The 19,996-nt window shown below is 64.6% G+C and carries 22 protein-coding genes; 6 read left to right on the forward strand and 16 right to left on the reverse strand.

Translation table 11 applies throughout. The features are described from left to right. The first annotated feature begins 32 nt into the window (after nt 1-32). Nucleotides 33-1,193, forward strand: coding sequence for a ribonuclease D (gene rnd / locus FOA17_RS04610; protein ID WP_149140290.1), 1,161 nt, complete (start codon nt 33-35; stop codon nt 1,191-1,193). Beyond that, a complete protein-coding gene (locus FOA17_RS04615) occupies nt 1,190-1,684 on the forward strand; it encodes a gluconokinase (RefSeq protein WP_238991714.1) in 495 nt (164 codons plus the stop codon). The genes rnd and FOA17_RS04615 overlap by 4 nt, the downstream gene beginning before the upstream one ends. Before the next feature lie 99 nt (nt 1,685-1,783). On the opposite strand, the gene FOA17_RS04620 is transcribed toward FOA17_RS04615, so the two are convergent. Further along, a complete protein-coding gene (locus tag FOA17_RS04620) occupies nt 1,784-2,245 on the reverse strand; it encodes a hypothetical protein (RefSeq protein ID WP_149140291.1) in 462 nt (153 codons plus the stop codon). A 126-nt stretch (nt 2,246-2,371) separates the two neighbouring features. On the opposite strand from FOA17_RS04620, the gene FOA17_RS04625 reads away from it, so the two are divergent. Further along, a complete protein-coding gene (locus tag FOA17_RS04625) occupies nt 2,372-2,773 on the forward strand; it encodes a SufE family protein (RefSeq protein ID WP_149140292.1) in 402 nt (133 codons plus the stop codon). A gap of 57 nt (nt 2,774-2,830) precedes the next feature. Here the strand turns inward: FOA17_RS04625 and FOA17_RS04630 are convergent, their stop codons facing one another. The 13 genes from FOA17_RS04630 to FOA17_RS04690 form a co-directional block, all read right to left on the reverse strand. After that, on the reverse strand, nt 2,831-4,159 hold the full coding sequence (locus tag FOA17_RS04630) for a P-loop NTPase family protein (RefSeq protein WP_149140293.1): 1,329 nt from the start codon (nt 4,157-4,159) through the stop codon (nt 2,831-2,833). Nucleotides 4,160-4,232: 73 nt separating this feature from the next. Continuing rightward, nucleotides 4,233-4,721 (reverse strand): prepilin peptidase, encoded by a 489-nt coding sequence (locus FOA17_RS04635; RefSeq protein ID WP_238991715.1) that lies wholly within the window; start codon nt 4,719-4,721, stop codon nt 4,233-4,235. 4 nt (nt 4,722-4,725) lie between these two features. Next, nucleotides 4,726-5,574 (reverse strand): tetratricopeptide repeat protein, encoded by an 849-nt coding sequence (locus FOA17_RS04640; RefSeq protein WP_149140294.1) that lies wholly within the window; start codon nt 5,572-5,574, stop codon nt 4,726-4,728. 48 nt (nt 5,575-5,622) lie between these two features. After that, the gene (locus FOA17_RS04645; protein WP_420841684.1) at nt 5,623-6,159 is read right to left on the reverse strand and encodes a tetratricopeptide repeat protein; all 537 of its coding nucleotides are present in this window, start codon (nt 6,157-6,159) and stop codon (nt 5,623-5,625) included. Nucleotides 6,160-6,208: 49 nt separating this feature from the next. Further along, complete coding sequence (locus FOA17_RS04650) at nt 6,209-7,183, reverse strand: type II secretion system F family protein (RefSeq protein ID WP_149140295.1); 975 nt, start codon at nt 7,181-7,183, stop codon at nt 6,209-6,211. Nucleotides 7,184-7,195: 12 nt separating this feature from the next. Then, nucleotides 7,196-8,158 (reverse strand): type II secretion system F family protein, encoded by a 963-nt coding sequence (locus tag FOA17_RS04655; protein WP_149140296.1) that lies wholly within the window; start codon nt 8,156-8,158, stop codon nt 7,196-7,198. A gap of 10 nt (nt 8,159-8,168) precedes the next feature. Continuing rightward, on the reverse strand, nt 8,169-9,629 hold the full coding sequence (locus FOA17_RS04660) for a TadA family conjugal transfer-associated ATPase (RefSeq protein ID WP_149140297.1): 1,461 nt from the start codon (nt 9,627-9,629) through the stop codon (nt 8,169-8,171). Nucleotides 9,630-9,651: 22 nt separating this feature from the next. Then, nucleotides 9,652-10,911, reverse strand: coding sequence for a CpaE/TadZ family protein (locus FOA17_RS04665; protein WP_149140298.1), 1,260 nt, complete (start codon nt 10,909-10,911; stop codon nt 9,652-9,654). Nucleotides 10,912-11,133: 222 nt separating this feature from the next. Then, nucleotides 11,134-11,781 carry an OmpA family protein gene (locus tag FOA17_RS04670; protein WP_149140299.1) on the reverse strand — a complete coding sequence of 216 codons (648 nt, stop codon included), beginning with the start codon at nt 11,779-11,781 and terminating at the stop codon, nt 11,134-11,136. A 4-nt stretch (nt 11,782-11,785) separates the two neighbouring features. Further along, nucleotides 11,786-13,177, reverse strand: coding sequence for a type II and III secretion system protein family protein (locus tag FOA17_RS04675; RefSeq protein ID WP_149140300.1), 1,392 nt, complete (start codon nt 13,175-13,177; stop codon nt 11,786-11,788). Between the two features lie 205 nt (nt 13,178-13,382). Then, nucleotides 13,383-14,219: a Flp pilus assembly protein CpaB gene (gene cpaB, locus FOA17_RS04680; protein ID WP_238991717.1), complete on the reverse strand. Its 837-nt coding sequence runs from the start codon at nt 14,217-14,219 to the stop codon at nt 13,383-13,385. 51 nt (nt 14,220-14,270) lie between these two features. Beyond that, a complete protein-coding gene (locus tag FOA17_RS04685; RefSeq protein ID WP_149140302.1) occupies nt 14,271-14,453 on the reverse strand; it encodes a hypothetical protein in 183 nt (60 codons plus the stop codon). A 133-nt stretch (nt 14,454-14,586) separates the two neighbouring features. Further along, nucleotides 14,587-14,781 carry a Flp family type IVb pilin gene (locus tag FOA17_RS04690; protein WP_149140303.1) on the reverse strand — a complete coding sequence of 65 codons (195 nt, stop codon included), beginning with the start codon at nt 14,779-14,781 and terminating at the stop codon, nt 14,587-14,589. Between the two features lie 372 nt (nt 14,782-15,153). Between FOA17_RS04690 and FOA17_RS04695 the strand changes: the two genes are divergently transcribed. Next, complete coding sequence (locus FOA17_RS04695; protein WP_149140304.1) at nt 15,154-16,149, forward strand: lytic transglycosylase domain-containing protein; 996 nt, start codon at nt 15,154-15,156, stop codon at nt 16,147-16,149. 3 nt (nt 16,150-16,152) lie between these two features. Here FOA17_RS04695 and FOA17_RS04700 read toward each other — a convergent pair whose 3' ends face one another. After that, nucleotides 16,153-16,443, reverse strand: coding sequence for a GNAT family N-acetyltransferase (locus tag FOA17_RS04700; protein ID WP_149140305.1), 291 nt, complete (start codon nt 16,441-16,443; stop codon nt 16,153-16,155). Nucleotides 16,444-16,623: 180 nt separating this feature from the next. Here FOA17_RS04700 and FOA17_RS04705 point away from each other — a divergent pair, with 180 nt between their 5' ends. Continuing rightward, nucleotides 16,624-17,730: an SPFH domain-containing protein gene (locus FOA17_RS04705; protein ID WP_149140306.1), complete on the forward strand. Its 1,107-nt coding sequence runs from the start codon at nt 16,624-16,626 to the stop codon at nt 17,728-17,730. Between the two features lie 105 nt (nt 17,731-17,835). Beyond that, nucleotides 17,836-18,939: a TFIIB-type zinc ribbon-containing protein gene (locus tag FOA17_RS04710; RefSeq protein WP_238991718.1), complete on the forward strand. Its 1,104-nt coding sequence runs from the start codon at nt 17,836-17,838 to the stop codon at nt 18,937-18,939. 87 nt (nt 18,940-19,026) lie between these two features. Here FOA17_RS04710 and FOA17_RS04715 read toward each other — a convergent pair whose 3' ends face one another. After that, complete coding sequence (locus FOA17_RS04715) at nt 19,027-19,974, reverse strand: DUF2927 domain-containing protein (protein ID WP_149140307.1); 948 nt, start codon at nt 19,972-19,974, stop codon at nt 19,027-19,029. Between the last annotated feature and the right edge of the window lie 22 nt (nt 19,975-19,996).

Consider the following 19,996-nt stretch of genomic DNA (forward strand, 5'->3'; position numbering starts at 1 on the left):
GGATGCCCCCGTGAGCCAGAGAAAGACGCCGGATGCGGACCATCACCACGACCGAAGACCTTGCCGCCTATTGCGAGGTCGCCAAGACCCAGCCCTATGTCACCATCGACACCGAGTTCCTGCGCGAGCGGACCTATTGGTCCAAGCTCTGCCTGATCCAGATGGCGCTGCCGGGCAAGGAGGGCGAGGCGGTGCTGGTCGATCCGATCGAGGGCGCGGAAATGTCGCTCGCGCCGCTTTACGATCTGTTCCGCCATACCGGCACGGTCAAGGTCTTTCACGCGGCCCGGCAGGATCTGGAGATTTTCTTCGTGGAGGGCGGCGTCTTCCCGACCCCGCTGTTTGATACCCAGGTCGCCGCCATGGTCTGCGGCTATGGCGAACAGGTGGGCTACGAAACGCTGGTCAAGAAGATCGCGCGCGAAAGCCTCGACAAGACATCACGTTTCACCGACTGGTCGCGCCGCCCGCTGAGCGACGCGCAAAAGGAATATGCGCTGGCCGATGTGACGCATCTGCGCGTGGTCTACGAAAGCCTGTCGAAACAGATCCGCAAATCGGGGCGCGAGGCCTGGGTCGCCGAGGAGCTGACGCTGCTCACCGATCCCGAAACCTATACGATCCGGCCCGAAGAGGCCTGGCAGCGCGTCAAGACCCGCACCACCTCGGGGCGCTTTCTGGCCATGGTCAAGGCGCTGGCGCAGTTCCGCGAGGAATATGCCCAGAAGAACAATGTGCCACGGTCGCGCGTGATGAAGGATGATGCGTTGCTGGAGGTGGCCTCGACCCGCCCCACCAACCACGAGGAACTGGGCCGCTCGCGCCTCTTGCTGCGCGAAGGGCGGCGGGGCGACATCGCCGACGGGATCATCGCTGCGGTCAAGGCCGGGCTGGAGATGAAGCCCGAAGACATGCCCAAACCCGATCTGTCGCGCGAACAGTTGCAGGTCAATCCGGCGCTGGCCGATCTCTTGCGCGTGCTGCTCAAGGCCAAATCGGAAAGCCTGGGTGTTGCGGCCAAGCTGATCGCGGCGACGGCGGAACTTGATGCGATTGCCGCCGGGGAACGCGATCTGCCGGCACTGCGCGGCTGGCGGCAAGAGGCCTTCGGCGACGATGCGCTGCGTCTGTGCCGTGGTGAAATCGCGCTGACCGCCAAGGGCAATCTGGTGCAGGTGGTCGCCCTGCCGTGACCCTGCCGCACCGCCGGCACATCCTGGTCATGGGCGTGTCCGGCAGCGGCAAAAGCACCCTGGCCTCGGCCTTGGCAGCGCGGCTCGGCTCTGCCTTCATCGAGGGTGACGACCTGCATCCGGCAGAAAACATTGCGAAAATGCGCGCGGGCCATCCGCTTGACGATCAGGACCGCGCGCCCTGGCTCACCCGCTGCGCCAGAGCACTCGCCGCTGAGCCGGCCGGGGTGCTGGCCTGTTCCGCCCTGCGCCGCCGCTACCGCGACCGCCTGCGCCAGACCCTGCCCGACCTGACCGTGCTGCATGTCGCCCTGCCCGAACCCATCCTGGCCCGGCGCCTGGCGGATCGGCGCGGCCATTTCATGCCGCCCAGCCTGCTGCTTAGCCAATTGGCGAGCCTTGAACCGCCGGAGGCGTCCGAGGGCCACCAACTCGACGGCACCCTGCCAGCCGATCAACTGCTCGCAGCAGCGCTTGTGGCGCTCGGCTGACCCCGGGCCCTTCTTCATCTGTTCAAAAATATCCTGCGGGGAGGTCCGGAGGGGTGCAAAACCCCTCCGGCGCCAGACACCGGGCGCGCGCCCGACCGCCTAGCGCCGTGCCGTCAACCCGTTCGTCGCCCCCTGCACCGTCACCGACGCGATCTGCGACAGCCGGATATCCGACAGGAACACCGCCGCCGTGATGCTGCGCGATTGCGGGGTGGAGATATCGGCCTGCGTCACCGGCGGGAAGGTGCGGAATTCATAGACCATCTTGCCGTCCACCGGTTCCTTTTCCACCGGCACCAGCTCGGCCTCCCACCACCCTTGGGTCGGCATCACCGCCGTTGCACGCACGATGGCGCCGCCGGGCATCGGCTCGACCTTCAGCGCGGTGATCTGCCCGGCCAGGGCGCGCGGGTCTTCGCGATCGACCACGCTGGGCGCCGCCGCGGCCGCCGGCTCCGCCCCGCCAAACCAGTTCAGCGGATTGAACCGCGACTGACGGAAGCCGCCGCAAGCCGACGTGAACAGCACCAGGGCCATGACGGCCAGCAGCGATTTTCTCATGCCAATCCCCTTCGCGGCCGTTCAGCGGCGCCCCTCTTGGCTAGCGCAAGATGCGGCATTTGAAAAGCGCCCCTCTGGACGTTTTGCCCGCCGCGTCATAGCGATAGGGCAAAGAAGGAGCGCGCCATGGCCACCCCCGCCTTTGAAGAGATCGTCGAGACCTTTGAATTCCTCGAGGACTGGGAAGACCGCTATCGCCATGTGATCGAGCTGGGCAAAGCCTTTCCCGATCTCGACCCTGCCTTTCAGGTGCCGGCCTTCAAGGTCGAGGGCTGCGCCAGCCAGGTCTGGCTGCGCCCGCAGATCGAGAATGGACGCTTCGATTTTCAGGGCACTTCGGATGCGATGATCGTGCGCGGGCTGATCGCGGTGCTGCACGCGCTTTATGCCGGGCTCACGCTGCCCGAACTGGCGCGCGTCGATGCCCCGGCGGAACTGGCGCGGCTGGGGCTGAACGAACATCTTTCGTCGCAACGCTCCAACGGGCTTCGTGCCATGGTCCAGCGCATCCGCGACACTGCCGCCTGATCCGATCCTTCGTCGAAGGATCGGCCCCGGGTTTTCGACGAAAACCCGGCGGCGGGGTCAGCGCGCGATGGCCTCGTTCTTGACGAACATGTTGGCCCAGGCCCGGTCGATCAGTTCGGGGCTCATCTGATAGGGGATGCCCTCGAATTCGCAGACCGCGATCATCTGGTCGATCAGGAAGACCGGTTGGTAATTCGCATAATTGTTGTTGATCGTCGGATACTTGTTCTTCAGCAAGTGCAGGATCGCCGCCTGGTCGATCGGCATCTTTTTCTTGCGGGCCACCATGGCGAAGATCTTGAGGAAGTTTTCCTGGTTGGGCCCGTCGATCTTGATCTTGAAGAAGATCCGCCGCAGCGCCGCGCCGTCGAAAATCTCGTTCGGGTGGAAGTTGGTCGAAAAGATCACCAGCGTATCGAAAGGCACGGTGAACTTTTCCCCCGATTGCAGTTGCAGGATGTCGCGGCTTTCTTCCAGCGGCACGATCCAGCGGTTCACCAGCTTTTGCGGCGGATCGGCCTGACGGCCAAGGTCGTCCACGATGAAGATGCCGCCATTCGATTTCATCTGGAGCGGCGCAGTATAGGTGCGCGCGACCGAATTGTAGTTCAGATCCAGCATGTCGAGGGTCAGTTCACCCCCGGTGATCACCGAAGGCCGCTGGCAATAGACATAGCGCTGGTCAAAACGGTTGGAGGTCTTGCGCAGGCTGTTGGGATCGTCCGAGATCTCTTCGGCGGCGCTGTGGACGATCGGGTCATAGACGGTGATGACCTGGCCCGAATATTCCACCGCCCGCGGGATGAAGATCTTGTCGCCCAGCGAATCGCGAATGCCGTTGGAGATCGAGGATTTCCCGTTGCCCGGCGGGCCATACATCAGGATCGACCGGCCCGAGCCGACCGCGGGGCCGAGATTGCCGATCAGATCCTCGGGCAGGATCAGATGCCCCATGCCGGTCAGCAACTGGTCGCGCGTCAGTTTCATGTTGCGCACCGACTGGCGTTTCACCTGGGCGGCGTAATCCTCCAGCGGCACCGGCATCGCGCCGTAATATTCCGATTGCGCCAGCGCATCCAGTGCGCGCGCCTTGCCGGCATCGGTCAGCTGATAGCCCATTTCATTGCCGCTGGTGGCGTGCAGCGTGCCGGTCGCCTCCAACAGGCGCTGGCCGCGCGCCATGTCCACCAGCTCCTGCACGGCGGTTACCGGCAGGCAGACCACGCGCGAGATCTGCGTGACCAGGTCCACATTCATGCGGAACATGGTCTTGAGCAGGATATCCCGCATCATCACCATGGAAAGGCCCGTCTCCTGCAAGTTGCGGGGGGCGGGCGGGGCGATCACGGTCGGCGTGATCGCGGCGGGGCTGATCTGCACGTTCATCGGCGGCGGTCCCTGGCAAGAATGTGCGCGCCCGATGCGGGGCAGGCGCGGTGTCAGGGATGATCAAACCGCATCATTTGGCCAGAATTGGGGCGAGAACGTAGAAAATCAGCGTCCCCGACAGCGCAAGACCAAAGGGAAAATCCTTGCGCGTCCAGCTTTCCCAATTGGGAGTGGCGCGGCGGATCGGTGGGATGTTGCGGGCAAGCCGGTGGGTGACCAGCGCGCCCAGCATGCAGCCGCAGACCAGCATCAGGATGAAGCGCAGGTCGCCCGTGACAAAGACCGGCGCCATGGCGGCGGCGAATTTCGCGTCGCCCGCGCCAAACAGCCCGACCATATTTCCCAGAATGCCGATCACCAGCGCGATGGCCAGCACCGCCCAGCCCCAGAGCCAGCTTTCCAGCGGAAAGGCCATGAAGCCCAGCGTGGCATAGGCCGCCACCATCAGGATGGAGGCGAGATTGGGGATCTTCATCCGCTGCATGTCGGTCAGCGCGATCCAGAGCGCGAGCGGAATGCAGGCGGGGGCCAGCCACAGGGCCGAGGTCAGGGACATCATCGGATCAGCCTTTCAGCGCTTCCAGGCTGCGCGCCGCGGCCTCGAAATATTGCGGATGGGTTTCCACCGCCTCTTCCAGCAGGTTGCGCCCGACCGAGACATCGCCCTGCTTCACCGCCGTCAGACCCAGCGTATACAGTAGTTCGGCGCGTTCGGTCTGGGTCATCTCGACCACCGGCAGATCGTATTTGCGCTGTGCGCCGCGGGCGAGAACGAGGTTGTTCTTGGCGGTGAACAGCGTCGGGTCGTTCGACAGCGCCTCGATGAACAGCTTTTCCGCCCCGGCATATTCGCCGCGATTGAGCTTGGAAAAACCCCAGTTGTTCAAGACGCTGGCGGGTTTGGTGGTCAGCCCCGCGGCGATTTCATAGAAACTGTCGGCCTTTTTCCACTGCTTGTTGCTGTCGGCGACCATGGCCTCCAGCCGGTAGCGGTCATAGGTTTCGTGGGTGGGGGGGATCTTGTTCAGTTCGGCCGCGGCGGCCGACCAGTTGTTCGACCGGATCAGCGCCTCGGCATAACCGACGCGGTCGTCATTGGTGCCTTCATGCGAATTGACCAGACCGGCCCAGACCTTTGCCGCGTCTTCGGATTTGCCGGCCCGCATCAGCGATTTGGCCAGGCCGCGCTGAAGATCGGGGCGTCCGGGGTTCTGTTGCAGCGTGCGGGTGAAATAGGCGACGGCCTCGTTCGGGTCGCCCACGGTCAGCATGATATCGCTGAGGTTGCTTTCGTCGATGACGTTCACATCCTTCAGCGCCTTCTGCACCTCGGCATCCGAAGGGCCACGGTTGCAGGCCGACAGCGCGACGGCGCCCGTCAGGCACAGCGCGACGAAAGGGGAATGGCGCATCTCGCGTCCTTTTTACTGCTCGCTCGGGGCGGCCCCGATCGCCTGACGCTACAGCGCGGAAAGCAGAACGAATTCGCCTTGCCCGCGCCGCACCAGTTTCAGGTTCGGGGCTTCTTTTGCCGGTTCTTGCGGGTCAGAATAGTCAGGTTTTTCGGAACTGGCTATGGCCAGGCGCAGATTTTCGCGGATCGAGTCCGACGCGCCACTGTCCAGCGCATAGGCCTGCTGGAACACGTTGCGCGCCTCTTGCACGGCGCCCTTTTCCATCAGCACGCAACCCAGATTGTTCAGCGCGGGCACAAAGGTCGGATCCTGTTCCAGCGCGCGGCGCAGCACCTGTTCGGCCTGGCCCAGCCGGCCAAGCGCCAGATTGGCCGACCCGATGGCCGAAAGGGTATCGACATTCACCCCATCCTCGGCCGCCGCGCGGTAATAGGCCTTGAGCGCCAGCTCGGGCTCGTTCGCGGCCATCAGGCGGTGGCCGACCAACAGCCCGTCCACCCCTTCGCCCCGCGCATCAGCGGGCGGCGGGGCGTTTACGGCAGGTTTGAGACCGCCGCCCAGCGGCGTGCAGGCGGCGGTCAGGATCAGGCTCAGAAGCAGCGCGGGGCAGGGTCTCAAATCGTCTCCGGGGTCACTTGAACCCGCTGCTCAACCCCACGGCAATACTGTAGACCGACGGTCCGACCAGCATCACCATCAAGGGCGGCAGGGTGAAGACCATTGTGCCAAGAGACAGTTTCGTCGGCAAGGTATTGGCTTTTTCTTCGGCACGCATCACGCGCTTGTCGCGCATCTCTGCCACATAGACCCGCAGCGCGTCAGAGATCGAGGTGCCGAAGGTCGCCGACTGGATCAGCGTCGTGATGAAGGATGACACATCGGGCACGCCGATGCGTTCCGACATGTCCTTCAGAACGGTCACCCGTTCCTTGCCGGCCTTCACCTCCTGGGCGACGATCTCGAATTCCTCGGCCAGGGCCATGTAGCCCACGCGCATTTCCTTGGCGACACGGTTGATCGACTGGTCAAGCGACTGGCCCGCTTCGACGCAGACCAGCATGAGGTCGAGCGCGTCGGCAAAGCCCGAGATGATCTGCTGCTGCCGGGTCTGAACGCGGCGCTGCACCCAGTATTGCGGCAGGTAATAGCCGATCGCGCCGGGCAGCAGCGTGTGCAGGATGATGGTCTTCATCGGAAGATCGCCCTGCTGGGCCTGAAGCACCAGCGTATACAGCACGCCCGCGACCAGCGCCCCAAGGCCGAGCGCGAATTTCGCGAAATGGAAAAGCCGCACCGCGTTCTTGTCGCGATAGCCCGCGCGCATCATGGTCAGCCGCGCCTTGGACATGGTGGCCATGTCCTGCGGCTCCAGGTATTGCGCGTATTTGTCGAGCCGCGCCGCCGCCTTGTTGCGGCCGCGCAGCGCGTTGCCGGTGCCCCCGCCGCTGCTGGTGCGCAGCGCCTTGAGCTTGTCCAGCGGATCGACCCGCTTTTGCAGGATCGAGGGCAGCACAAAGGCCAGAAGCCCCGCCGCCACGATCAGGATGAGGAAGGCCGGCGCCAGCGGGCCGAAGGTGCCGGTCACGGAAGACAGGATCCCAGACATGTCGAAACCTCCTCAGACCTTGATATTGACCATGATCTTCATGAAGATCACGTTGACGACCAGCAGCGCCCCCACGCCCATGGCAACCGGGGTGAACAGCGCGCTTTCCTTCACCTGGTCGAAATAGTCGGGCTTGATCATCAGGATCATGCCAAGCGCGAGACCCGGGAAGGCCGACAGGAACATGCCCGACCATTTCGCCTCGGCGGTGATGGCGCGCACGCGGCGGAACAGCTTGAACCGTGCCCGGATCACGTCGGACAGACCTTGCAGGATCTCGGCCAGGTTGCCGCCCGATTGCTGCTGGATCGACACGGCCACGGCGAGAAAGCGCAAGTCCTGATTATCCACCCGTTCGGCGAATTCCTCCAGGCTTTCGGCGATGTCGCGGCCATAGGCGGCCTCGTCCGAGATCAGGCCGAATTCGGTGCCGATCGGATCGGGAATTTCCTTGGCCACGATGCCGAGCGCGGCCGAAAACGGATGGCCCACCCTGAGCGAGCGCACGATCAGTTCCACCGCGTCGGGCAGTTGCTCCTCCAGCAGCGACATGCGCTTCTTGGCCTTGCGGTTGACCCAGAAATAGACGCCGCCGATGCCGGCGACCGCCGCCATCACCGCGCGCACGGCGGGCGAAACGCCGGTGCCCACGGTCAGGCCCACGAAGGCCAGCGCCGTCACCGCCAGCATGACGCCGATCAGCGCGGTCGGCGAAAACGCGATATTGGCCTGCTGGGCCTTGCGCGCCAGCAGCGAATACAGCGGGATCGACTGCGCCTTGAGGTGCTGGCCGGCCTCCTTGCGGAGCTGGTCCAGCACCTGTTCCTTGCTGCCATGCTTTTCCAGCAGCGCCAGGCGGCGCGACATGCGCTGGTCCAGGCTGATGGATTTGCCGAATGAGACGCGATAGACGCCTTCGATCAGCAGCACGACCCCGACAAAGACGATGACATAGACGATCAGAACGGATTCCATGGCGCGTCCCTCAGTGAATGGGTTCGTAGATCGACGGCGGCAGGTTGAAGCCCCACTGCTTGAACCGGTCGGAATAATGCGACCGCACGCCGGTCGCGTTGAAGCGGCCGATGATCTTGCCATCGGGGGCCAGGCCCAGCCGTTCGTAACGGAAGATCTCCTGCATGGAGATCACCTCGCCCTCCATCCCGGTGATTTCGGTGATCGAGGTCATCCGGCGCGAGCCGTCTTGCAGGCGGCTGGCCTGCACGATCAGGTTGACGGCGCTGGCGATCTGGCTGCGCACGGCCTTCAGCGGCATCTCGATGCCGGCCATGGCGACCATGTTTTCCAGACGGCTGATGCCGTCGCGCGGGTTGTTGGCGTGGATCGTGGTCATCGACCCGTCATGGCCGGTGTTCATCGCCTGCAACATGTCGATGACCTCCTCGCCGCGGGTTTCGCCGACGATGATCCGGTCAGGGCGCATCCGCAGGGCGTTGCGCAAGCAATCCCGCTGGGTCACGGCGCCTTTTCCTTCCACGTTCGGCGGGCGGCTTTCCATCCGGCCGACATGGATCTGTTGCAGCTGAAGTTCCGCCGTGTCCTCGATCGTCAGCACCCGTTCGGTGTTGTCGATGAAGGACGAAAGCGCGTTCAGCGTGGTGGTTTTCCCCGAACCCGTCCCGCCGGACACGATGATATTCAGGCGGGTTGACACGGCGGCCTCCAGATAGAGGGCCATTTCCTCGGTAAAGGCGCCAAAGCGGACCAGATCCTGAATGCCCAGCTTGTCTTTCTTGAATTTCCGGATCGAGACGAGCGAACCATCCACCGCCACCGGCGGCACCATGCAGTTGAAGCGCGACCCGTCTGCCAGGCGCGCGTCGCAATAGGGGTTCGATTCGTCCACGCGCCGGCCCACGGCCGACACGATCTTGTCGATGATGCGCAGCAGGTGACGTTCATCCTTGAAGGTCACATCCGACAGCTGCAACTTGCCGCTGCGTTCCACGAAGATGCGCTGCGGGCCGTTCACCAGGATATCGCTGATGGTTTCATCCTTCAGCAGCGGCTCCAGCGGGCCAAGGCCCATCACCTCGTCGTACAGTTCCTGATGCAGCTGCGCCCGGTCCGGCCCGGACAGCACCACCGACATCTCGTCCAGCGCCTCGGCGCTGATCGAGGCGATCTCGGATTTCAGCTGCGTCTCCGACGCCTTTTCCAGCGCGGCGAGATTGAGGTTTTCCAGCAGGCGCTTGTGCAACTCCACCTTCAGATCCTGAAGGCGTTCCTTGCGCTTGCGCTCCTTGTCCGCCGCCGCGGCCTCGGCCGGGCTCTTGGGGGCGGATTTGGGCGCCTGGGCCGGGGCGGGGGCCTTGACCGTGGTGGGTGCCGGGCCCTTGGGCGCGGCTTGGGCTGCGCCGACCGGAACCAGCGTGGCGGCGGGTCTGGCAGGACCGGCCTCGGGTTTCTTGAAACGCGAAAACATCGTCATTCCCCCTTGAATGGGCTCAGGTCCGGGCGGCCGCAGCGGCCTTGCTCAGATCGAACAGCGATTTTGCAAGCTTGCCGACCTCGCGGCGCAGCGGGTTCTTGGCGGCCGTCTCCGACAGGGGCAGACCGTGATCGTTGGATTGCGTGACCTGCGCGCCGCCATCCGGCAATTGCAGTTCCAGCGCGATATCCAGGCTTTCCGCCAGCCGCTTCACCCGGCTTTTCGCCGTCAGGTCGGTGAATTTCGGCGCGCGGTTCAGCACGAAGCGCAGCTTTTCATGCGGCAGCCCCTCGGCCTTGAGCGCGCGCACCAGCCGCAGCACGTTCTGCGCCGACCGCAGGTCCAGCTCCATCATGGCGAAATAGACCTGGGCGCGGTTCAGCACTGCCTCGGTCCAGGCGACGATGGTCTTGGGCATGTCCACGATGACGAAATCGAAATTCGCCTGCGCCATGTCCAGCAGCTTGCCCACTTCCTCGGGGCCGACGATATCCAGCGGCAGCATGTCGGCGGGGGCGGTAAAGACGCTCAGCCGGTCATTGAAGCTGACCATGGATTGCAGGAACAGGTCGCTGTCGGCGTTTTCCAGATCCTGCAACACCTCGAACACCGCCTCGCGGCGGGGCAGGTCGAGATAGGTCGCGACGGCGCCGAATTGCAGATCGAGGTCGATCACGCAGACGCGCGGCGGGTTGGTCTTGTCGGCATTGGCCAGTTCCCAGGCCAGGTTGGTGGCAAAGGTCGTCGCCCCCGACCCGCCCGCCAGGCCATGCACCGGCAGGATGATGCCGTCACGGTCGCCCTTGGCCTTGAAGCGGGGCGCGTGATGTTCCTCGACCGGCGGTTCGGGCGGCGGGGCGACGGCGGCGGGTTGTTTCAGCTTGTCGATCGCGTCATGCAGCGCGCCATCGGGCAGCGGATAGGGCACGAAATCATCGGCGCCCAGGCGCAGCAATTGATGCAGGGCCACCGGGCTGACCTGATCGGCGATCAGGATCACGCGCACGCTGTGATCCTTGGCGGCGCGGATGATGTCGGAGATGCGGGTCAGATCGCCCTCATCCTCGGCATCCACGGCCACGGCCACAAATTGCAGGCTGGCGGCGTCGGGCTGTTCCAGAAAGATCAGGGCGTCCTCAAAGGACAGATCGCCCCAGTTCTCGCCCAGTTCCTGCTCCATGTCGTCGATCAGAAGCTCGAAATTCTGGACGTCGCGCGAAATTGTGCACGCGAGGATCGGTGCAGGTTCCGGCTGAAGATTTGCCACACTCGTCATGCGCCTCAAGTCCTTTCTGTCCGCCCGGAGGCCATGGACACCCCCCATGGCAGACCGGACGTGCAGGGCCTAATGCCCCGCTGCTGGATTCAATTGGGCTCAAACTGACGGGCAAAATGGGCGAGATTGGGGCTAAACTTTCGTATTTCTGGGAATTATCGCCGATGCGGAACAAAAAACGGCGGGCCAAAGCCCGCCGTTCCCGTTGATTCTTCCCTAGCGTCAGTTGCCGTTGATGACCAGCTGGTTCACCTCTGTCGGCGGGTTGACCGGCATGATCGCGGACTTGATGTATTCGCGATAGACGACGGCGGCATATTTGCCGTCCAGCGGGCCGGACTTGCGGTTCGACCAGCCCGAGACCTGGGTGACGGTGCGGCGGTTCCGTTCCTCGGGGTTTTGGGTATAGACCACCGGCTGCGTCTCGCCGAAGGACACGAGCGCCTCCAGCCGCGAGGTGGAAATCCCGCGCGCCGCGAAATAGGACACGACCGCCTGCGCGCGCCGCTTGCCAAGCGCCTTGTTATAGGTATTGCCCCCCACCAGATCGGCATGGCCATAGACCGAGAAGCGCAGTTCGGGGAACTGGCGGATCCAGCCGGCCTGCTGATCCAGCACCGCGCGCGCCTCGGCCGTCAGTTCGGACGAGTTGAACGGGAAGGTGATGGTCGAGGGCACCTCTTGCGCAAAGCGTTGCGCCAGCATGTTCTGCGCGTCGATGGCGCCCATCTGCACCAGCGAATTGTTCATCGTGGCATTGCCGAAGGTGCCGCTATCCACCTCGGCGCCCAGTTCGCGGCTCATGTCGCCACAGGCGGCCAGCGCCAGCACCGAAGTCAGGGTCAGAAGAGTTCGCATGTGCCCCCGCATCGCCTTACTCCATCACATAGCCGTAGGGGCTGGAATAATCCTGCCGCGCCACTTCACCCGCCGCGCCCTTGCGCCCGGCGACCTTGCCGAACAGGAACAGCTCTTTCTCGGTCGGCAGGCGCACGCGGTCTGTCGGCAGCGCCAGCGCCTCGCCCCGGGTGGGCGTGACCAGATGCGGCGTGACGATGATGACCAGTTCGGATTGCGCGCGCTGATATTCCGCGCTGCGGAACAGCGTGCCCAGCACCGGAATGTCGCCCAGCCATGGCACCTGGCCGTTCAGGTCGCGGAAGTCATCCTGCAACAGGCCTGCGATGGCAAAGCTCTCGCCGTCGCGCATCTCGACCGTGGTCGAGGTTTCGCGCCGCTTGAAGGCGTTGACCGAGAAACCGCCATTCGACAGCGTGATCGAGCTGTCGATCGACGACACCGCGGCGTTGATCTGAAGGTTGATGATGTCGCTATCCACCACGACGGGGGTGAAGTTCATCTCCACGCCGAAGGGCTTGTATTCGATGGCAATCCCGTCCGAGGACACGACCGGGATCGGATATTCCCCACCCGCCAGGAACTTAGCCTCCTGCCCCGAAAGGGCGGTCAGGTTGGGTTCGGCCAGCGTGCGCACGACACCTTTGGATTCAAGGGCTTCCAGCAGAACGCCGAATTGCAGCGACCCGGCGGTGAAACCAAGCGCCAGGGCCGAATTGGCCGTGCTGCGCGCCTTGATATCGGTGTTGGAAAGAGCGTTGTCGCCCTCCAGCCAGGTGCCGGTCTCGGCGCCCACGCCCACCTTGGACCCGCCGGTAATCGCCAGCGACGAGGACAGGTTCTTGGAGACCGAGCGCTGCATTTCGGCAAAGCGGATCTTCAGCATGACCTGCTGGGTGCCACCCACGCTCATCAGGTTGGAAACCCGTTCCGGCGCGTAGCGTTCGGCCAGATCCAGCGCGCGGTCGAGCTTGGCGGTGGAGGACACCACCCCCGACAGCACGATCCCGTCATTGGCGGTGCGGACCTCGATCTTTTCGCCCGGCAGGATCTGGCGCAGGCGTTCCTTGAATTCGGCCACGTCGGGGGCGACCTGCACCTCGACGTTGGAAATCAGCTTGCCGTCCCCGCCCAGCAGGGTGAGCGTGGTGCGGCCCGGTGCCTTGCCCAGCACATAGATCGACTTGTCGGACAGGGTGGAGATATCGGCGATGCCCGGATTGGCGATCGACAGTTCCGCAAAGGGAACATCGCTTTCGACCACCACCGCGCGGTTCATGGGCACGTTCAGCGGTGCCGAGGCCGTGCCCTGCATCACCCGCAGGTTCTGCGCCTGCGCGGGAACCAGCGCTGTCGTCGCCAGCGCCAGGCCCAACAGGCCCGCGCCAAGATAAGTCCTAAACTGCATGTGACCTGCCTTTCGGATCACGCCTCGTTACCGGGTCTTTGCGCCCATTTTGCCCATTAAAATGCCGGAGGTGGCATTTTTTTGCAAGAATCAAATGGTTGAAGCGGGATGTTCGTGTGGATAAACCGCAACAATCCAGTTTGACCGCCCTGAAAACCAAACGCGCGCCCACAAGATGTTGGGGCGCGCGTGGTTTTTCAGGCTATCAGTTGGTGCAGGGGATCTGATCCTCGATCACTTCGGTCCCCACGCGCTTGCGCACGGTGCAGACCTTTTCCTTCGGGGCCTCCACCACTTCGACCGCCTTTTCGCCGAAGATGCTGGTATCGACCTCGACCGCGGCGTTGGTCAGTTCGGTCTCGTTCAGGCCGACCAGCGACACGCTCAGCTTGCCCGAGGTCTGCGCCTGGGCGAGGCGGGCCACCTGTTCGGGGCTGACGGCGACGGTCATCGCCTTGGGCACCTGCATGGCGCTGCCGTCGCGGGCCTTGCCCTCGGGGCGGTCCACCGCGATGATCTCGACCGCGCTTTCGATCAGCATGGTCTTTTCCTGGCCGTTCAGTGTCACGCCGGTCCAGTAGACATCGACGCGGTTCGTCGGCTGCAACATGCGCGAGGCACCGGCGGTGTCGTTGAAATTGATGGTAAAGGCGCGCTGGCCGGGCTTGAGCATGTTGGTCAGGCCGGCGGTTTCGCCCGGGGCGGTCACCTTCACGGCCAGAAGCGGCTCAAAGGCCTCGAACTGGCGCAGCACATAGCGCGGTTCCTTGTCGGCATCGTCGAAGGGCGGGCTGTCGGCGGTAAAGATCCCCTCGGGCAGGGCCTTTTCCGGCCAGTAGATGACCTGCACGTCTTCGGGGGTCAGCGTGTCGCCATAGTTCAGCGGCTTGTTGACGACATAGACCTGCGTGAGCTTGCCGATCTGCTTCAGCGTCTGCTGGTCGCGCTGCATCTGCGCTTCGGTCTGGCCCACATATTGCTGGACCAGGTAGACCGACGCACCCGCAAGGGCGAGGCCGGCCATCAGAATTCCAATCCGCATCGTCTGCATGTTTATCATCCTATCGTGGACGCGGCGCGTCCGGAAAACGGGTCAGGAGCGCAGCACGCTGGAAATGATGCCGGCGATCAGATCGCCATATTGCGTGCCCTCGGCCACGATCACGGCAATTGCCCCCAATGCCATGACGGCAAGCGCGGCGGTCAAGATGACGAAATCGACCGTCACGGCGCCTTCTTCGTCGCGGATGAAACGGGTGGTTACTGCTTTGATCATTACTGGCCTCTTGAACGTTTGTCGGTGTGCGGCCTTGCGTTCTGCCCGACCTCTGACATGGCAACAGGCTGCGACCCCGTTGGAGCCGCAGCCTGCCTGTCACGTTCGCACTACAGGAAACGTGCGTGTCGGATCAGTTGCGGCCGACGGTGCGGGCTTCCTGCATGTCAGCAGCGATCTGGTCGGCGGTCGCCTGGACTTCCGGGGTCACGGCCTGCACGATCAGGATGCCAAGGCCCACGATGCCCGCGGTCAGAACCACGAAGTCAACGGTCACGGCGCCCGACTCGTCTTTGGAGAATTTTTTGAAGAAGTTCAGCAGTTTCATGGTTTCAGTCCCTTGGTTCGGTTTGCTCGGTTACTACCGCCCGCTGCATCTGACCGGCCTCTGTTCCGATCCGCTCTTCGTTGCGGCATGGGCTCATATAGCCCCCCAAAGGTGGCGGGAGTTGGGAGGCATTGGGGCCGATCGGAAAAACCGCAAAAAACTGGCGAAAATCTCGTAACACATTGATTTTTAGCAATTAGAATTTTGTTAACCCTGTCGCGCCCTTTCGGCCCGCCACCCGAAACCGGCGCAGTTGGGCAGAATTGCGGCAAAACTGCCACGTTTGACGGGGGGAGGGGCCGTTTTGTCTGGATCGGAGTCGCGCTTTCTGCGAGGATTTCCCCATAAAACCGGAAAACGGACAGGCACCCCATGGGCAGGGGAACACGAGCAGGCAGCATCAGCGGGCTGATTCTGACGGTTGCGGGCGGGGTCGCGGGCCTTGGCGCACCGTTTTCGGCTGTTCGCGCGCAGGATGCCCCGCAAACGGCGACTCAGGCCGATCCGGCGCCGGCGGCAGAACCGACCCCGGCGCCCAAGATCGTCGCCCCCGCGCCGCCCGCATTCGAGGATTTCACCTTTCGCCGCGTGAAGGCGCATACGCCCGGTCTGGGCGGCAAGCGCATCACCGTGCAGATCGACCCCGCGGAGCAGGCCCGCCGTCTGGCCGCCTCGCCCAAGGTGGACCGCGAGAAAGAGGCGGAGTCGGTCGCCGATGCCGCCGCGCCGGCGCTGGCGCCGCAAGTGCCCGCCGATCAGGCCAAGGTCGCCGCCACCTATACCTGGTTCTGGGACAACGTGCCGACCGCGCGCGAGGCGATCCAGGGCCGCTTTCCGCTGGCGTTGGCGACGCTGTCCAAGGGGCCGGGCGGCAGCCAGGTCCGGGCGCCGCGCATGCAGCACATGCAGGAGATCGCCGAGAAATACGGCACCGACATCCTCAAGGCCACGATCGGCACCGAAGTGTCGCCCGCGCTGGCGCTGGCCGTGATCGGCGTGGAAAGCGCGGGCCGCCCCGAGGCGCTCAGCCATGCCGGGGCGCAGGGGCTGATGCAGCTGATCCCGGCCACGGCAGAGCGTTTTGGCGTGACCGATGCCATGGTGCCCGCGCAGAACATCAAGGGCGGGGTGGCCTATCTCGACTGGCTGATGAAGCGGTTCGACCGCGATCCGCTGATGGTGCTGGCCGCCTATAACGCGGGCGAGGGCGCGGTGGAGGCCAATGCCGGCGTGCCGCCCTACCCGGAAACCCGCGATTATGTGCCCAAGGTTCTGGCCGCCTGGCAGGTGGCGCAGGGCCTGTGCCAGACCCCGCCCGAGATCTTTTCCGATCCTTGCGTCTTTCGCATCATCGCCGCCGGGGGCTAGCGGTCAGACCGCGAAGACGTCTGCCCATTCGGGATGCTTGCGGCGCTGCGCGTTCACAAAGGGGCAGAGCGGCATGATCTTGAACCCCTCGGCGCGGGCGTCCTCGACCAGCCGGGTGACCAGGGCCAGCCCCGCGCCGGTGCCGCGAAAGCTGTCGGGCACGCCGGTATGATCGGCGATGATCAGCGTGGGCGAGGTGACCGACCAGGTCAGTTCCGCCTCCTCGCCATCCTTGCGGATCACATAGCGCCCCTTGGACGGCCCGGCCTCGCGTTCGATGGTGAATGCGGTCATCCTGTTCTCCTCTTTGCGGTGCAGTCTGGTGCGGGAAACCGCCCGCCGACAAGTCCCCTGCGCGGGGTTTCGTTCTTTCCCCCTTCAAAGACGCGAGGGCTGCGATATGTTGAGGGGCAGGAACGGGCCGCGGCCCGGCGTCATCGCGGGCAGACCCGCCAGTTCGGAAAGGCCATTGCCATGGTATTCGATTTCCTCAAGGGCGAATTCATTGATGTCATTTCATGGCTCGACGATACGCGCGACACGATGGTCTGGCGGTTCGAGCGGCGCGGCCAGGCGATCAAATACGGCGCCAAGCTGACCGTGCGCGAGGGGCAGGCGGCGGTTTTCGTGCATGAGGGGCAGTTGGCCGATGTGTTCGGCCCCGGCCTTTACATGCTGGAAACCAACAACATGCCGATCCTGACCACGCTTCAGCATTGGGATCACGGCTTCAATTCACCCTTCAAATCCGAGGTCTATTTCGTCAATACGACCCGGTTCAACGATCTGAAATGGGGCACCAAGAACCCGATCATGTGCCGCGACGCGGAATTCGGGCCGGTGCGGCTGCGGGCCTTTGGCACCTATTCGATGCGGGTCTCCGATCCGGGGGTGTTCCTGAAAGAGATCGTCGGCACCGATGGCGAATTTACCGCCGATGAAATCTCCAGCCAGATCCGCAATGTGATCGTGCAGGAAATGAGCCGCGTTCTGGCGTCCTCCGGCATTCCGGTGCTGGATATGGCGGCCAATACCGGCGACCTGGCCAAGCTGATCGCGACCGCCATTGCGCCCAAGATCGCCGAATACGGGCTGGTCCTGCCGGAATTCTATATCGAGAATGTCAGCCTGCCCGAAGAGGTGGAAAAGGTGCTGGACAAGCGCACCTCCATGGGCATCGTCGGCGATCTGAACCGCTATATGCAGTTCAACGCGGCCGAAGGCATGGCCCAGCCCGGCAGCGGCATGGGCGCGATGATGGGGGCCGGAATGGCCGCCGGCATGGGGGTTTCGATGGGGCAGAACATGGGGCCCTGGGGGGCGCCCGCCGGGGCCACCCCGGCCGCTGCCGCCCCGCCGCCCCCGCCGCCGCCGGCCGCGAAACAGTGGCATCTGGCGGAAAACGGCGCCACCAAGGGGCCGTTCGGCGAAGGCGATCTGGCCGCGCTGGTGCAATCGGGGGCCCTGACGCGGGCCACGATGGTCTGGGCCGCCGGGATGGAGGGTTGGAAGCCCGCCGCCGAAACCGAGCTGGGTCGCCTGTTCGCGATGGTGCCGCCCCCGCCGCCGCCGGGCGCCTGAGCCAAACCGGGGGAGGGGTGGCGCCCGGCGCTGCCCCGCCTGTTGCACGACCCTTGCGCGGGCCACCCTTCCGGCCCGCGCCACGATTTTCAGGACGACCCCGCCGTGACCGAACCTTTGGCCGAACGTCATTTCCCCTGCGAATCCTGTGGCGCCGACCTGCGATATGCGCCGGGCCAGACCCATCTGCGCTGCGACCATTGCGGGCATGAGCAGGACATCCCCGCCGCCCCCGAGGGGCGCATGCTGGCGCTTGGCGAACATGACCTGCACCGCGCGCTGCGCGACAGCCTGCCCCCCGGCGCGATGGAGGAGGTGCGCACGACCCGCTGCCCGGGCTGCGGTGCGCTGGTGGAGTTTCAGGGCGCCGATCACGCCACCGAATGCCCGTTCTGCGCCACCCCGGTGGTGATCGGCACCGGCACCAATCGCCAGATCAAGCCGCAGGCGGTGTTGCCCTTCGCGCTGGACGAACGCACCGCGCGTCAGGCGATGGTGTCCTGGCTGGGCGGCCTGTGGTTCGCCCCCAACGGGCTGGTGGAATATGCCCGCAAGGGCCGGGCGCTGAACGGGCTCTATGTGCCTTACTGGACCTTCGATGCCGCGACGCGGTCAGCCTATGTGGGCGAGCGGGGCGACCATTACTATGTCACCGAAACGGTGAACGTGAACGGGCGGTCGGAACAGCGGCAGGTGCAGAAAACCCGCTGGAGCGGGCGGCGCGGCTGGGTCAGCCGGGTGTTCGACGATGTGCTGGTGCTGGCCTCGGGGTCGCTGCCGCGGCGCTATACCGATGCGCTGGCGCCCTGGGATCTGGGCGCCTTGCAGGCCTATCGCGAGGACTACCTGTCGGGCTTTACCGCCGAGGGCTATACGATTGGGCTGGAAGAGGGCTGGGCCCGCGCGCGCGAGGTGATGGCGGGGGTGATCCAGGGCGATGTGCGGCGCGATATCGGCGGCGATGTGCAGAAGGTGCATCGCGTCGATACCGAATATTCCGCCGAGACCTTCAAGCATGTGCTGCTGCCGATCTGGATGGCGGCCTATAAATACAACGGCAAGAGCTATCGCTTCATCGTCAATGGCCAGACCGGCCGGGTGCAGGGCGAGCGACCCTGGAGCGCGTGGAAGATCGGTTTCGCGGTGCTGGCCGCCGTGACGCTTGGCCTGGGGCTGTTCTACCTGAAGCAATCGGGGGCGATCCGCTAGGATCGGTCTGCCCGGTGGTGACCGCCGGAGGGGTTTTGCACCCCTCCGAACCTCCCCGCAGGATATTTATGAACAGATGAAGGGGGGTCAGCTTGGCCCGCCGCCCATCAGGCCCGCGGCGATCTCGCGCACGATGGGGCGGGCCTCGATCGCGGTCATGCCGGGGCGCAGGCGCGGATTGTAGAGGATGCGCAGCATCAGTTCATCCTGCCGGGTGAGCAGGGCGAATTCCTCGTCGTCGTTGAAGATCGACGGACGGGCGAGCGGGCTGTCATTGGCCAGACCCAGGCCCTGCGCGATTTCCTCATGGATGCAGGACAGGCGCAGCAGGTCGGGATGTTCGGCGCGGATCACCGCGAAGGCGGCGCTGTAGCTGGAGGCCGAGCCTTGTGACAGGGCATAGACGATGCAATAGGTCGAGCGCGGCAGGTTGGTGAGGCCGCCGATCTCGGACGGGGAGAGGTCGGGCAGGGTGCGCGCGATCAGCGGGCCAAGCGCGCGGCGCTCGTCCTCGTTCACCACCTGAACGTGGAAATTGCCGCCGCTTTCGACCATGGAGATCGGGTGCCCGGTCAGGGCCGCGAGCCGCGCGAGATAGGAGCGGATGCGGGCGCGGTCGGTCGCCTGTTTCTCTGGCGGGACCGAGGGGCCGAAGGTCACATCCACCCGCACCGGCACCATCCAGCGGCGCAGGCGGCTTTGGGTTTCATGCGCGACAAGGCCGGCGGGGCTGCGGGTATATTCGTCAAACAGCGCGACGCGGATGAAGTTCTCGGTCAGCATCGTGTCGGTGAAAGGCGTATCCGCGCCGCCGCCATCGGTGCGCAGCAGGCCCTGTGACAACAGATCGGCCTGGATCTGCGCGTAATAGGCGGTCAGTGCCTCGCTTTCGGGCGAGGGGGTAGGCGGGGGCGCCAGATCGGGCGCCGCCGGGGCGGGGCGCGGGGCCGGGCGGGGCGAGATATCGGGCGCGGCCGAACAGGCCGCCAGCATGGCGGCCAGACCGAACGCGGCCAGACGTGAATTCTTGCCCATCATCCCACCCTTTGCCCCCTGG

Source organism: Gemmobacter caeruleus, assembly GCF_008271655.1.
In the GTDB taxonomy this organism is placed as follows: domain Bacteria; phylum Pseudomonadota; class Alphaproteobacteria; order Rhodobacterales; family Rhodobacteraceae; genus Gemmobacter; species Gemmobacter caeruleus.